The 13,976-nt window shown below is 68.6% G+C and carries 13 protein-coding genes; 9 read left to right on the top strand and 4 right to left on the bottom strand.

Annotation, left to right across the window (positions count from 1 at the left end):
* Window positions 1-19: 19 nt before the first annotated feature.
* Window positions 20-823, top strand: a complete 804-nt coding sequence (locus tag AB4880_RS12755) for a FadR/GntR family transcriptional regulator (protein WP_367919588.1) — start codon at window positions 20-22, stop codon at window positions 821-823.
* A gap of 129 nt (window positions 824-952) precedes the next feature.
* Here AB4880_RS12755 and AB4880_RS12750 read toward each other — a convergent pair whose 3' ends face one another.
* Genes AB4880_RS12750 through AB4880_RS12740 form a run of 3 tightly spaced genes read right to left on the bottom strand, consistent with a single transcriptional unit; the run spans window position 953 to window position 3,301 of the window.
* Window positions 953-1,699, bottom strand: coding sequence for an SDR family NAD(P)-dependent oxidoreductase (locus AB4880_RS12750; protein ID WP_367919587.1), 747 nt, complete (start codon window positions 1,697-1,699; stop codon window positions 953-955).
* Window positions 1,696-2,118: a RidA family protein gene (locus AB4880_RS12745; protein ID WP_367919586.1), complete on the bottom strand. Its 423-nt coding sequence runs from the start codon at window positions 2,116-2,118 to the stop codon at window positions 1,696-1,698. Before AB4880_RS12745 ends, AB4880_RS12750 begins: the two co-directional genes overlap by 4 nt.
* A gap of 10 nt (window positions 2,119-2,128) precedes the next feature.
* Window positions 2,129-3,301 carry an alanine racemase gene (locus AB4880_RS12740; protein ID WP_367919585.1) on the bottom strand — a complete coding sequence of 391 codons (1,173 nt, stop codon included), beginning with the start codon at window positions 3,299-3,301 and terminating at the stop codon, window positions 2,129-2,131.
* Between the two features lie 216 nt (window positions 3,302-3,517).
* Here AB4880_RS12740 and AB4880_RS12735 point away from each other — a divergent pair, with 216 nt between their 5' ends.
* From AB4880_RS12735 to AB4880_RS12705, 7 genes are all read left to right on the top strand, one after another.
* Window positions 3,518-4,273: an SDR family NAD(P)-dependent oxidoreductase gene (locus tag AB4880_RS12735; protein WP_367919584.1), complete on the top strand. Its 756-nt coding sequence runs from the start codon at window positions 3,518-3,520 to the stop codon at window positions 4,271-4,273.
* On the top strand, window positions 4,270-5,235 hold the full coding sequence (locus AB4880_RS12730) for a U32 family peptidase (RefSeq protein ID WP_367919583.1): 966 nt from the start codon (window positions 4,270-4,272) through the stop codon (window positions 5,233-5,235). The genes AB4880_RS12735 and AB4880_RS12730 overlap by 4 nt, the downstream gene beginning before the upstream one ends.
* Window positions 5,236-5,276: 41 nt before the next feature.
* Complete coding sequence (locus AB4880_RS12725; RefSeq protein WP_367919582.1) at window positions 5,277-6,128, top strand: SMP-30/gluconolactonase/LRE family protein; 852 nt, start codon at window positions 5,277-5,279, stop codon at window positions 6,126-6,128.
* Window positions 6,125-7,648: an aldehyde dehydrogenase family protein gene (locus AB4880_RS12720; RefSeq protein ID WP_367919581.1), complete on the top strand. Its 1,524-nt coding sequence runs from the start codon at window positions 6,125-6,127 to the stop codon at window positions 7,646-7,648. Before AB4880_RS12725 ends, AB4880_RS12720 begins: the two co-directional genes overlap by 4 nt.
* On the top strand, window positions 7,645-9,159 hold the full coding sequence (locus AB4880_RS12715) for a hypothetical protein (protein WP_367919580.1): 1,515 nt from the start codon (window positions 7,645-7,647) through the stop codon (window positions 9,157-9,159). The genes AB4880_RS12720 and AB4880_RS12715 overlap by 4 nt, the downstream gene beginning before the upstream one ends.
* Entirely contained in the window at window positions 9,150-10,688 is a 1,539-nt protein-coding gene (locus AB4880_RS12710; RefSeq protein ID WP_367919579.1) for an N-acyl-D-amino-acid deacylase family protein, read from the top strand. The genes AB4880_RS12715 and AB4880_RS12710 overlap by 10 nt, the downstream gene beginning before the upstream one ends.
* Window positions 10,689-10,768: 80 nt before the next feature.
* Window positions 10,769-12,355: an ABC transporter substrate-binding protein gene (locus AB4880_RS12705; RefSeq protein WP_367919578.1), complete on the top strand. Its 1,587-nt coding sequence runs from the start codon at window positions 10,769-10,771 to the stop codon at window positions 12,353-12,355.
* 409 nt (window positions 12,356-12,764) lie between these two features.
* On the opposite strand, the gene AB4880_RS12700 is transcribed toward AB4880_RS12705, so the two are convergent.
* The gene (locus AB4880_RS12700; RefSeq protein WP_367919577.1) at window positions 12,765-13,124 is read right to left on the bottom strand and encodes an alpha/beta fold hydrolase; all 360 of its coding nucleotides are present in this window, start codon (window positions 13,122-13,124) and stop codon (window positions 12,765-12,767) included.
* A 159-nt stretch (window positions 13,125-13,283) separates the two neighbouring features.
* On the opposite strand from AB4880_RS12700, the gene AB4880_RS12695 reads away from it, so the two are divergent.
* Window positions 13,284-13,844 carry a hypothetical protein gene (locus AB4880_RS12695; protein WP_367919576.1) on the top strand — a complete coding sequence of 187 codons (561 nt, stop codon included), beginning with the start codon at window positions 13,284-13,286 and terminating at the stop codon, window positions 13,842-13,844.
* Window positions 13,845-13,976: the final 132 nt, after the last annotated feature.

The raw sequence follows: 13,976 nt of genomic DNA, 5'->3' as shown, positions 1-13,976 counted from the left end.
GGCCAGGATCGGAGAGTTCATGACCAAGCGCGCAGCACTCGATTCCACCCGTCTCCACGAGCAGCTCGCCCGCGAACTCGCCCGCGACATCGTCGCGCGGCGCCTTCCCGAGAACGCTGTCGTGCCGTCGGCCGAGGATCTCGCCTCGTCCTACGGCGTGAGTCGTACCGTCGCACGCGAGGCGCTGCAGGCTCTGGCCACCGCCGGCCTCGTCACCGTCCGTCACGGCAAGCGGACCCTCGTGGCTCCACTCAGCGAGTGGCGGTTCCTCGAGGACCTGGTCAAGCAGGCGATCGCGCGTGAGCAGCTCGCCGCGGGTCTGGCGAACGACCTGATGGAGACGAGGATGGCCCTCGAGGTGGCGGCAGCGAAGCTGTGCGCCGAGCGGGCCGATGATGAGCACTTCGAGCAACTGGAGCGACATGCGAGGGCATGTCTCGACAGCTACGAAAACGGGACCCTCAACCCGTCCAGTCCGCAGGCAGTGGCCGATGACCTGCACTTCCACCGGCTGATCGCCGAAGGCTCCGGGAACCAGGTGCTCGTCCATCTGGTCACCGACATCCGGCGGGAGCTCGCGCCCACCTGGGCGATCGATGCCATGACGGTCCCTGATGCGATCCGGGTGTGGCAGGAGCATCTCGAGATCGCGAAGATCCTGGCGACGCGGGACCAGGTGAAGGTCGAGTCGGTGCTGCGCGAGCACATGCGGCACACCGTCGACACGACGATCAGGCGAGCCCTCCCTGTGCAGGAGCAGGACAGCATCGATCGCAGATGGCCGGACTCGGAAGAGGCTGCAGGAACCTCGGCGAGCACGTAGGCGCGACCACGGGCGGCCGGTACCGGTCGCCGGGCCACCCCGTCGGTCGGCGACCTTTTGTCGCGGCCCCGTCAGGGAAAGCGAAGGGGCTGCTGCGCGTGTTCGCAGCAGCCCCCGGGCTCGGTGGTCTCAGAATCTCGCGTAGAGCCCGCCGTCGGCGTAGATGACCTGGCCGCTGATGTAGGTGTTCCTCTCGGAGGTCAGGTACTCGACGATGGTCGCGATCTCCGCCGGTTCTGCGGCTCGCTTCGCAGGGAGCCGGCCGAACTTCAAGAAGCCCTCTTGGAACCAGTCCTGGCTGAGGTGCTCATCCGTGCACAGAGCGGTCCGAACGAACCCAGGAGCCACGGCGTTGACCAGCACGCCGTGCTCGGTCCACTCCGAGGCCTGTGACCGGGTGATGTTGTCCAGGGCCGCCTTCGACGCGTCGTAGGCGGATTGTCCCGGGTGACCGGCGCGCCCATGGATGGACGAGATGTTGACGATCCGCCCGTAACCGGCAGCCAACATCGCCGGCGCCAGCCGGGCAGCCAGGACCGCCGGTGCGACGGTGTTGATGTCGAGGACGGCGCGGAGGTCGGCACCGGTCAGCTCCACGGCCGGGCGGTCGTAGCCGATGCCGGCGCAGTTGACGAGGATGTCGAACCGTTCGTGAGCATCCAGCAGGCGAGCGGCGAGGCCTTCTGCATCGGCTGCGAGGTCGGCGATCTCGAAGTGGTCTGCCCGCGTTCTCGGAGCGGAGTGGCGGTCGACGCCGACGACGACGTCGCCTCGGGCCTTGAGGTCATCGACGATCGCCGACCCGATGCCCCCGGCCGCGCCCGTGACGAGCGCGGTCCGAGGCCGGCGGCTGGCCGAGGTTGCGGCCGCCGTCATCGCTGCGAGTCGCTGACGCGAGCAAGGTCGCCGTCATCGCCGGGCGCGACGGCGACCAGGTCGATCTCGACCAGGAAGCCCCCGAGCTTCGAGCCGACAGTCGTCCGCGCCGGAGCACCCTTCGGGAAGAACTCCTTGAAGGCAGCGTCGAATGTCGCCCAGTCGCGATCCAGCTCGTGCAGGTGGACGGTCGCCTTCATGACATGGTCCAGCGAGGAGCCCGCGGCCTTGAGGACGACGGCGAGGTTCTCCATGACGAGTCGGGTCTCGGCGGCCGCATCGCCGGTGACCAGCTCGCCGCTGGCCATGTCGATCGGCGCCATGCCTCCGGTGTAGACGAGCCCGTTCGCGACGACGGCCTGGCTGTAGGCGCCCGACGGTGCCGGAGCGTCGGGAGTGCTGATGATGGAGATGGACATGGTGCTCCTTCTAGAAGTGGGTGGTGAGGTAGTCGGTGATGAGCCCTCGACGGTCGAGCACGGCGAGCCGCTGCCACTTGTCCAGGGTCGTGCAGGGGTGGGACACGCCGAGCGCCACGACGGTGCCCACGAATGCTCCGGCTGTCGCCGGAGTGGGAAGCCGGACGTAGGCGTGCTGATCGTTCAGGTCCGTCACGGTCCACCTGGGCCGCGGATCGGGGTGGCCCGCCTCTGCGCTGACGATGCCCAGCACGACGGGCAGGCCCAGGTCGAACCCGACGTCGCGCCGTCCCGCATCGAGGATGAGCAGGTCCGGCTCCGGATGAGAGATGACCTGTGACCACACCTCGACGCTTCCTCGGAGCTGGGGGACCGGCGTGTTCTCCGCGTAGAAGCCGTGGTCGTGCAGGAGGTAGCACCCGCTGCGAAGAACGCGTCGGACCGAGCGTCGATCGAGCTGAACCCGCGCCAGCTCTTCGCCGACGACGTCGAAGTAGGCGCTGCCGCCACAGCTGATGATCGCTTCCTGCGACTGGATCGACCCGTCTTCGTGCAGTCCTCGGAGGACATCGCCCAGCGCTCGCACGAAGGCACGCACCGCCGATAGTGCGTTCGGTGTCCGGTCGGCTACCAGCGAGCCTTCGTAGGCAGACACGCCGGCCAGCACGAGACCGAGGGCGCGCACGGTGCGACCGAGCTCGATGGCGTCGGACTCGGTGCGGACTCCGGCGCGACCGCCGGGGTGACCGACCTCGATCAGCACCGAGACACGGTGCCGCTGATCCGCCAGGCCGCGGGCCAGTTCCATGGCGCCACGCACGGAGTCGACGTAGCACACCACGTCCAGCTTGGGATCCGCGCGCAGCGCGCGGCAGAGCCACGAGATGGTGCGCGGGTCAACCAGCTCGTTCGCGATCACGAACCGCTTGGCCCCCCAGCTCATGGCGGTTCGAAGCTGGCTCGCGGTGGCGACCGTGAGCGCCCACGCGCCGGCTTCCTGCTGAATCGCGGTCAGCTGTGGCGACATCGTCGTCTTGATGTGGGGAGCCAGTGACAGGCCGTGACGATCGCAGAACGCGCGCATCAGCGCAGCGTTGGCCTGCACCGCCTCCATGCGCACCACGGCGAGTGGCCAGGAGAAGGCACTCACGAACGGGTGGCCGGTGGTCAGGTCCGCGTTCATGGACTTCGTCGGACTCGGCGAGGTCGCGCGCCGGGACTCGCTACCCGAGAGGACCGCGGCGCTCGTGCCGGAATCCGACGAGGCACTGTCGGCGTACAACGGTCCGGTTGGTGGCTCCATGGCCGTCTTCTCATTTCTTCTTGCTTGGCTGGTCAGCAACAGATAGTATCAGTGTCTGACCGTATGGCAATGCATCATCTGTTGAAGGAGCTCGTAGTGGTCCATGGAGTAGCGCTCGTGACGGGAGCAGCGTCGGGCATCGGTGAGGGCATCGCTGCCTCCCTGGTCCGGGACGGTTGGACGGTCCGGATCGCGGACCTGAGCGATCGAGTCAAGGAGGTCGCCGACCGACTCGGGGTGCAGGGCACCCAGCTCGACGTACGCGACGACCGAGCGGTCGCCGCCTGGGTGAACGAGTCGCCGGACGCGACGGCCCTGGTGACCTCGGCCGGGATCTGTGCCGGGGAGGCGCTGGTCGATTCCACGGACGAGGACTGGCAGTCGGTACTCGACATCAACTTCATGGGGACGGTGCGTGCCCTTCGTGCGTTCAGCCGCAACCGGATCGCGGCGGGCGGTGGCGGCGCCGCCGTCCTCATCGCCTCGAACAACGCGTTCTGGCCGGCCCGGACCATCGGCCCGTACTGCGCCTCCAAGGCTGCGGTGTTGATGCTCGGCCGCACGAGTGCATCCGAGCTCGGCGAGCACCAGATCCGGGTGAACGTCGTGGCCCCGGGCGAGACCGATACCCCCATGACCCACGAGGCGCTGCAGGACCCGGCCGAGCTCAACGAGATCGTCCGCCGTACCCCTCTGGGCCGCATCGGGCACCCCGAGGACATCGCGGACGCTGTGGCGCTGCTGCTCCAGCCGGGAGCTCGTTGGATCACCGGACAGCTGATCTCGGTCGACGGCGGCATCAGCCTGCGCGGCGAGTCCGACCTCAACCCGGTGCACCAGGACGCTTCGTGACCGAGCACGCGGCGCGACCGGCGCAGCTCGGCGGAGACCAGCTACGCCGACTGCACGTCCCGCTGGACATGCTCCCTCCGCCCAGTCGTCTCCGGTTCCCGGACGGCGCGGACTACCGCATCGAGATCCCCTCGGTCGAAGGTCCCGACGTCCTGGCGGCCGTGCTGGATGAGGCGCGTGCTCGCGAGGTGACCGTCAATCGTGTCTCGCAGGGCAGCGGGGCCATGCTGCACTCGGTGCAGGAGCTCAGGGACATGGCCCTCCTGGGGAACGAGAACGGGCTCGAGGTCTGCCTGTTCATCGGCCCCCGCGAGGAGTGGGGCATCGGAGCCATGTCCCGGTCCGCTGACGCTGGGCTGCTCGCCGGAGCCATTCGTGGCAGCCGTCAGCTCCGGTACGCCGTCGAGGACGTGGTCCGGGCCAGCGAGGCGGGAATCCGTTCCTTCCTCATCGCTGACCTCGGACTCCTTCAGCTGCTGTCGAACGCACGCATCGCCGGCGACATCGCGCCGGACACCGTCCTGAAGGTCTCGGTGATGCTGGCCCCGTCGAACGCGGCGACGGCCCGCGTGCTGGAGGACCTGGGGGCCGACACGCTGAACCTGCCCACCGACATGTCGGTCTGGGAGCTCAGTGAGCTCCGCGAGGCCACCAGCCTCCCGTTGGACCTCTACGTCGAGGCTCCTGACGCGATGGGAGGCGTCGTGCGTGGAGAGCAGGTGGCCGAGCTCGTCGAGGTCGCGGCACCCCTCTACGTGAAGTTCGGTCTCCGCAACGCGGCGGGGCTCTACCCGTCGGGACAGCATCTGCAGGCAACCGCCGAGGTCACCGCGCGGGAGAAGGTCCGTCGAGCACAGATCTCGTTGGAGTGGCTCGAACGGAGCAGCGCCCACCTGACCCAGTCGGCCCCCGGGGCGTCCGGTTTGGCCGTTCCCGTCGCCGAGCTTGTCGCTCGCGGGTGATCGTGGTGGCAGACAGCGCTACCGAGAGGTGGCGAGTCGCGGTGCCGACTCGCCACCGGATCGGCGAACATCCGCTCTGGGACGACGCGACACAGCGGTTGGTCTGGGTGGACTGCTTGGCCGGCAAGGTGTGGGCGGCCCGCCCCGGCATCGAGGACCCGACGAAGCTTTACCAGACGAGGGACGCCGGCCCGATCGGCTGCGCGGCACTGCGCGCGAACGGAGGGCTCGTCGTCGCCGGATCCGAGGGTGTCGTCCTCGTGGAACCTTCCGGGGAAACGCGACAGCTTGCCGACATCCCACTGAGGCCAGGGGTCCGGTTCAACGACGGCGCTTGTGACCCCGCGGGGCGGTTCCTGGTAGGAACGACCGGCGGAGACGTGCCGGGTCTGGGCGAGCTGTACAGCGTCGAGCCCGACGGCCGTTACCGGCGCCTGCTGAGCAAGCTGGACGAGGCGAACGGCATCGGGTGGAGCCTCCAGGGCGACCAGTTGTACTTCATCGACTCCGGAGAGCCGCACATCTGGGTCTTCGACTACGACGTCGCGACGGGCGAGCTGAGCAAGCAGCGAGTCTTCGCGCGAAACCCCGGCTTGCCCGGCGTGCTCGACGGCCTGGCCGTCGACCGCGCCGGTCACGTCTGGGTCGCGATGTGGGGCGGCAGCGCGGTTCTGCGCTACGACCCGGCCGGCGCCCCGTGCGAGGTCATCCCGACGCCGGTCAGCCAACCGACCTGCCCCGCCTTCGGCGGGCCGGGTCTCGACACCCTGTACCTGACGACTGGCGCCTTCGACATGACAGCGCACGAGAGCGCCGCGCAGCCGTGGGCCGGGCACGTTCTGCGACATGCCCTGCCCGTCGAGGGACGCCGCCCCCACCTGTTCGGAGCATGAACGTGCAGTCCACCTTCTACGCAATCAACCCGGCCACAGGCGCGACGCTGCCGCATCCGCATCGGGCGTGGGACCAGACCGAGCTCGATCGCGCGTTGGATGCGGCAGCCGATGCGCGGGCGGCGCTTCGTGATGCCCCGCGCCGTCAGGTCGCCACCCTTCTCCGCTCCATCGCCGAGCACCTCGATGCGAGCCGTGACGTGATCACTCGCGTCATGGATGAAGAGACCGCCCTCGGCCTGGCGCGGTGCAACTTCGAACTCGACCGCACCAGAGTCCAAGCCGCGGCGTTCGCTGAACTCGTCGAATCGTCCGCATACCGCGCCCCCACCTTCGACGAAGGCGGCACCACCTACTCGGCGCCCGACCTACGCCGGCTGCTGCAACCGCTCGGTACGGTGGCGGTCTTCGGGGCAAGCAACTTCCCACTGGCGTTCGGGGTCGCCGGCGGGGACGTCGTCTCGGCTCTCGCCGCGAGGTGCCCGGTCGTCGTCAAGGGCCACCCCGGGCATCCCGGCACCTCGGCGCTGGTGGCCGACGTGGTGCGCTCAGCCCTCCGCGAGAGCGGCCTTCCCGATGGCGCCCACTCATCCATGGTCGGCGGCTCTCTGGAGCTCTCCCAAGCGCTCGTAGCTGATGACCGGGTCGACGCGGTCGGGTTCACCGGCTCGTTCCAGGGTGGCATGGCCCTGGCCGCGGTTGCCGCTGCCCGTCCGCGCCCGATTCCGGTCTATGCCGAGATGGGCAGCCTGAACCCTGTCGTGATGACGCCGGAATCGCTGCGGGCCGACCCCTGCACACGCGCGCAGCAGCTCGCGGACTCGGTGCTGAGCGGGTGGGGTCAGTTCTGCACTCGGCCGGGAGTCATCCTGGTTCCTGAGGGCGACGCCGATTCGCTCAGGGCGGCGCTGGTGAATGCCTTCGCCTCGGCGGCGCCGCATCCGATGCTGACCGCGTCGCTGGTCGCGCGACTCGACGCCGAGATCGAGGCGTTGAAACGCCAGTCCTCGATCAGCGTCGAGCAGGCCGATCGTGGGAGGGGGCTTGGCTTCCCCGCCACGTTGATCACGTGCTCGGCAGCGGAGTTCGTTACAGACTCCAGACTCCGTGCCGAGTTCTTCGGTCCCGTCACCTGCTTGGTGTCCGTCCGGGATGCCGAGCAGACGATCGAGTGTCTGCGTGCCATCGGGGGATCGCTGACCGGGACGTTGCACGCCTCGTCACCATCCGACGAGTGGGTCGCCACGGTGTGGCCGGTGCTGGAAGAGCAGTGCGGTCGCTTGGTCTACAACGGTGTTCCGACTGGTGTGTCGGTCAGCCCGGCACAGCAGCACGGTGGCCCCTTCCCGGCTACGAACCATCCGGCATCCACGTCGGTCGGCTTGGCCGCCTACGAGAGATTCATGCGTCCCGTTGCCTACCAAGGCGTACCCGACGAGCTGCTACCGAGCGACCTTCGCCTCCGGCCCACCGAAGCGAGGGCGGGCGGTCTGGACGACTCTCCGGGGAGACTGCGGTGAACGCGCTGAGAGCGGGTGCCGCCAGCGTCGACCTCCGTGCCCCCGTTGGAGTCGACCTCGTCGGCTTCCTGCGGCGCCACCAGGCCAACGAGGGCAACAACCAGGCGCTGGAGGCCGGTGTCCTCGTCCTCGACGACGGACATTCACGAGCCGTGATCGTCTCCATCGACACCGGCAGCATCGTCCGGCCCTTCGCCGACCACATGCGCGAACGCATCGCCGAGGCAGCGGGTGCCGGGGCCGACGCAGTGTTCATCAATGCCAGCCACACGCACGCGGCCCCGCCGCTGCCAGGACACATCAAGACCGGCGGGTCGACAGCCGAACCGACACCGGCTGAGATGCACTACGCACGTGCCGTGCTCGAGGGAGTGGAGGCGGCAGCCGCGCAGGCGGCGCGAGGGCTCGTGCCCGTGCGCCTCGGTCACCGCCGCACCAGCTTCGACGGTGGGGTGAACCGGCGTCAGCGCACGGATGACGGAGGCACGATCATGGGGTGGAATCCCGACGGCTTCCGCGACACCTCGCTCGATGTCGTCCGTATCGAGACCGACTCCGGCACAACGCTGGCGACCCTCATCTCCTATGGCTGCCATCCCGTCGTCCTCGGCCCAGACCTCAACCTCGCCTGCGCTGACTTCGTCGCGCCGATGCGTCGCGAGGTTCGCGCGTCCACCGGGGGCGAATGCCTCTTCCTTCAGGGATGCGCTGGGAACGTCTTCCCACTCGAAGGACTCTTCGCCGAGCCGGGACCCGAGATCACGTTCGGCAAGCAGATGGCGCGCCGAGCCCTCGGTGTCTTCGACGACGCACAACCCTGGGAGGTCACCCATCGGGGGACGGTGATGCAAAGCGCATCACCGATGGCGCTCTGGCGAAGCGAGCTCGTACCTGGTGCGGGCCAAGCCATCGCCGTGGCCCAACGAGACGTCGAACTGAAACTCCAAGTGCTTCCCACGCTTGCCGAGGCCGGCGAAGTCAGGCGAGGACTGGAGGAGAGACTGGCCGACCTCCAGGCGCGCAAACGGCCCCGGACCGAGTGGAACAGCGTCTGGCTGCACCTGGAGTGGGCCACGCGGGTCGAACAATCGTTGACCGACGGCACGGCCACGGACCGCGTCCTCGCACCCATCGGTGCACTCACGGTCGGTCCGCTGACGGTGGTCACACTGCCCTGCGAACCATTCGCCGAGATCGGGGCGGAGATCAAGCGGCGCGTGAGCGGCGACCTGATCGTGCTCGGCTACACCAACCACATGGTCGGCTACGTCCCTACACGCGAGGAGTTCGCGTGGGGCGGCTACGAACCATGGTTGGCACCTCGACACTTCGGACAGCCGGCGCCGTTCGACCCCGGCACCGCTGATCTGTTGATCCAAGAGGCCGTCGCCGCTGCACAGCAGACCCAAGCCGATGCCGCCGCGCGCTGCGGAGACGCGCACCCCCGGTCTCCGTCGCCGGGTCAAGTCCGCTCGGACGATCTCACAGGAAGGCCCACCGCGTGGAGCTAGGCATCTTCGGAGGAACCGTCGCTGACGGCGGGACCCAACGGCCTCAGCGAGCCGACGTACTGGTCGATGAAGGCCGCATCGTTGCTGTCGGGAGCTTCTCCCATGTCGAGACCAGGCGGCGACTCGATGCGACGGACGCCGTCGTCCTCCCAGGCTTCATCGACACGCACATCCACCTCGACGGCTGGTTGGCGGAGGGTGGCACCCACGAGCCGACGCTCAGGCAAGGCGTCACCACCGCGATCGTCGGCCAGGACGGAACCTCTCACTTCCTTGGAGGGCCTGAGACCGTCTCGGAGATCGGACGGTACTTCGCCCCGATCAACGGGCCGGCCGACTTCGAGCGGCGGTGGACCGTCGCGGAGTATCTGGACGCAGTGGACCAGAGGTCGACGTTGAATGTCGCTGCTCTCGTGCCTCATGGAAACGCCCGCCACATGGTCCTCGGCTCCCGCACGACCCCAGCGACGGCTGAGGAGCGGGCCCGCATCAGAGGTCACGTCGCCGAGGCTCTGGAGGAGGGCGCGGTCGGCGTATCCACAGGTCTGCACTACGTGCCCAGCCGACTCGCCGACCGCGAGGAACTCCTGGCCGTCAGCCTCGAAGCCGCCGCTGCCGACGTCCCTCACGTGACGCACATGCGCGGCTATGGCGACCAGGCCGCCACGGCGTTGGAGGAGATGGTCGACCTCGCGGCCGCATCGAAGGCCGCGTTCCACATCTCCCACCTGCTGGCTCCACCGGGCGTGTTGGCCCGGTTCGACGACGCGCGCCAGGCCGGCCTCGACCTCACCTACGACGCCTATCCCTACGACGCCGGCTTCTCCGTGCTGACGATGTTCGGACTCCCCGAGTGGGCGCAAGAAGGGGACCGCCGAGACATCCTCACTCGATTGAGCAGCCCTGATGCGCGCCGGCGCATTGACGACTGGGCGAGGCAGGACGGCGGCCGGCTCCGACACCTGAGGCTGGCCCACCTCGGATCGCCGGCGCTCGCCGCCTACGAAGGACTCACGCTGGAGAGGGCGGCCTACCGCCGTCAGTCCACGATCGGACTCACCGTGTGCGATCTCCTGCTCGAGACCGACCTCGACGCCAGCGCCATCGGACCCAACGGCCGAACTGCGGACGAGTTGATCGCCTTGTCCAGCCACCCGGGCTACATGGCCGGCTCAGACGGTATCTACATCGGTGGCTCGCCCCACCCACGCGGCTGGGGCGCGTTCGCCAGAACGATCAAGATGATGGTCCACGACGCTCGCCGGTGGGACTGGAGCGACGTCGCCCACCATCTCGCTGCCGCGCCTGCCCGACGATTCGGCCTGTCTGATCGTGGAGAGCTGCGGCCCGGGCTTGCCGCCGACGTCGTCGTCATGCAACCCGAAGACGTCGCCGACCGCGCCACGTACGACGACCCTACGGATCTTGCCGCCGGAGCTCGACACGTCGTCGTCAACGGAGTTCCGGCCCTTGTCGACGGCCAGGTGACTGGCGCGACTCCGGGCCGAGCGCTTCGACGCCTTCGCTGACCACGCCCGAAGCCCGGGCCCTCCGCTGCTCCACATCAGAGCGTCCGTGCGTCCACGACCTGACTAGCAGGAGAAGAAGAATGAACCACCGATCCAGGCTCTTCCGCCCGGGCACGACTCTCGTTGGCGGCCTGATCCTCTGCCTTGCGCTGGTCTCGGGGTGCAGCGCCCATGACAGCGCCGCGCCGCGGGGACATTCCGAGGCAGACGTCTCGGGTGAGCTCCCCGGCAAGATTCCCGGCACCGTCAGAGTCGGCATGAGTGCAGCCCTCACCACCATCGACCCGGACCGAGCCGTCCAGGATGTCGACGTCATGTCGCTCGCCCTCGTGTCCGGGACATTGCTGCGGTCGACGTCCAAGGGAATCCAACCGGGCCTGGCAGAGAGCTGCGAAGCCTCCTCCGCCGGCCTGGTCTACGTGTGCACCCTGCGGAAGGGACTGCGGTTCTCCGACGGCACCGCCATCACCGGCAATGACGTCGTCGCCTCCTTCCAGCGTGCACTCACGGACACGGCCAACGCCAACGCCGGACTCATCTCCACCCTGAAGAAGGTCGAAGCCGACGGCGCCGATGCCGTCCGCTTCACGCTCGCCGAGCCCACCACCAGCTTCCTCCTGGCCTTGACCGAAGGACCTCTCGGCATCTTTCCTGCCGACAAGATCAACACGCCCGGCTTCTTCACCCAGCCGGTCTCATCCGGGCCCTACCGACTCGCCGAGCACTCCTCCGACGGGTCTACCTTCGAGCGCAACCCGTACTACATCCCCGAGCTCAAGCCCGTGGTCGAGACAGTCGAATTCGATGTCGTCGTCGACCCGAGCACCCGGCAGCTCCAGCTGGCGACCGGGCAGCTCAACATCGCGCACGAGTTGCCGCCGAATCTCGCGAGCCAGGTCAAGAGGCCGGCACAGGCTTACGCCACCGGACAGTACGGCGCCGTCTACATCTTCATGAACAACAACAGCGGCCCCCTGCGCGAAGTCAACGTACGGAGGGCGATCTCGACGGCGGTCGACCGCGAAGCGATCAACCAGATCGCCTACCTGGGACAGAACAAGCCCTTGGCGAGCTTCCTGCCCACCGTCATGGAAGGCCATGACCCGGACGTGTCCGTCGAACGAGACGTGGCCAAGGCGCGTGACCTCCTGAAGGGGACCGAGTGCGAGCAGGGGTGCAAGCTCACCATCATGCAACGAGCTGGCCGGGTCCCCTTCGACTCCATCGCGACCGTCATACAGCGCAATCTCGCCGAGGTCGGTATCGACGTCTCCATCCAGACGGTCGATCAGGCGACCGGTAACGCCAACGAGCAGAATGGCAACTACCAGATGGAGGTCGGCAGCCTCTACGACGTCGTGAACTCGCCCGAGCTCATCATGCTGAACTACGGCCTCACGAAGGCGGGCGGAATCAACTCCCTGTTCTCGTACTACGACTCGGCCGAGATGAACCGCCTCGTCGCCCAACTAGCCGCGACGTCCGGTAAGTCCGAGCGAGCAAGCTTGCTGGAGAAGATCAACTCAACCTTCGACCAAGACCTTCCGTATGTGCCCCTCGTCGATCAAGCAAACGTGTGGGCCTCCAACATCTCCCCGCGGATCATGTCTTTCACCCCGAACGGTGTCTACCAAGTCGGCACCGAAAGCGCCGGGCCCGGCGCGTAGGGCAGCACCGTCGGGTCACCTCGTGACGTCCCCAGGGACACCGCGCCCCATGGGCTGAGCCGCCGGCGTGGCCGTCGGTTCCGATTGGTCCAGCAGTGATCTTCGGGTTCGCTGGCCTGTCGGTATGAGTCTGGGTAACACGTGGACTGCCGGCCGGAGTTGAACCACCCTGCTCCGCGCTCCGCGCTCCGCGGTCCTTGGCGCCTGGTGACCGTCAACCTTTCGGGGCTGGACTCCTTGGGGACTACTTGGGGACACCTTGGGGACACGCGGCTACGTCGAAGGACGGCCATCGGCGTTGAAACGCCCCGATCTGCGCGTGACACCTGCACGCGGGAGTGCCGTCTGACCGCGGATCAGAAGGTTTGGGGTTCGAATTCCTACAGGCGCGCACGACAAGAAGCCCCGGTCATCGACCGGGGCTTCTTCGTTTCTCGCCGGTGACGACGACGCCCGCGAGCCCCTCGGGAGAGAGCTCGGCGAAGGTGGTCACCGCGGCGCCGGCGTCGCCGTGACCGACCAGGACGACGGGCGCGTCCGGGTGCAGCCGGATCGCGTGGCCGACGGCGTCGGCGATCAGGCCCGCGGCCTCGGCGAGGGTCTCGGTGATCAGGCCGGTGGCGGCGGGGAGCTCGTGGGTGAAGACGGCGCCGCCGCGCCGGGTCGCGTCCTCGATCGCGCGCCGGCACTCGCGGAGGCGACCGGTCGGGGCCAGGACGACCAGGCTGAAGCCGACGCTCTCGGCGGGGGTGGGGCGCGGAGTGGTCATCGCGGGATCCTTCCGGGTCGGTCCCCCCATGCTCCGCCGGGTCGGGGGAGTGGGGCATGGGACGAACGACGTAGATCGCGTACGTCGAAGTTCCGGCGTCGTCGGGGAAATCCCGGATGGCCGGGTCCGGCGCCGGGTGGTGTGCCCATAATGCGCATCATGCTCCCGTCCCGCCCGGTCGCCGCCGTCCTCACGGCGGTCCTCCTGCTCGCCGCCGCCTGCTCCTCGGATGCCGACCCGCGGGCCGAGGACGCGCCGACGACGCCGACCGTCGCGCCGCGGACGCCCCCGCCCACCGTCGCCGCGAAGGTGCTCGCCAGCCCGCAGGCCAAGGCGGTCGAGGCGTGGGCCGCGGCCTACGCGCGGGCGGTCAACGCGGGTGACCACGGGTTCGCGGGCGCCGCCGACCCGTCGACGCCGGCGGTCAAGGAGTGGATGGAGCGGCACGCGGGCTCGGAGTGGGGCCGGTATTTCCCGGGGCCGCTGCCGGTGGCGCCCGTGGGGGTGCGGCCGGTCGACGCCACGCATCGCGAGGTCGACGCGTGCGCCATGGTCTCGGGGTGGACCCAGCAGTCGCGGTCGGTACGACGTACCCGCTCGCGCGAGGTCGTCGGCATGACCTTCCACGTGACGTCGAGCGCCGGGCGCTGGCGCGTCGAGCGGATCACCAGCGCGAGCATCGACTGCCGCGGCGTCGTCCCGCGGCTGCGCGGCTGGTAGGCGCCCGCCCGCCGGGCACGGTTGACAATTTCTGCGAATCTCCGGACAAGCGCGGCCGCGACTGGTTAGCCTCCGCCGATCAGCCGTATGCCCCCAGTCATGCGGCGAAACGACTTATGGGGAGTCGACTCG

It is taken from the genome of Nocardioides ginsengisoli (assembly GCF_039537225.1).
Classification (GTDB): Bacteria; Actinomycetota; Actinomycetes; order Propionibacteriales; family Nocardioidaceae; genus Nocardioides; species Nocardioides ginsengisoli.
Note: the sequence above shows the minus strand (reverse complement) of the source record. Positions and strands in the feature narration are given on the sequence as shown.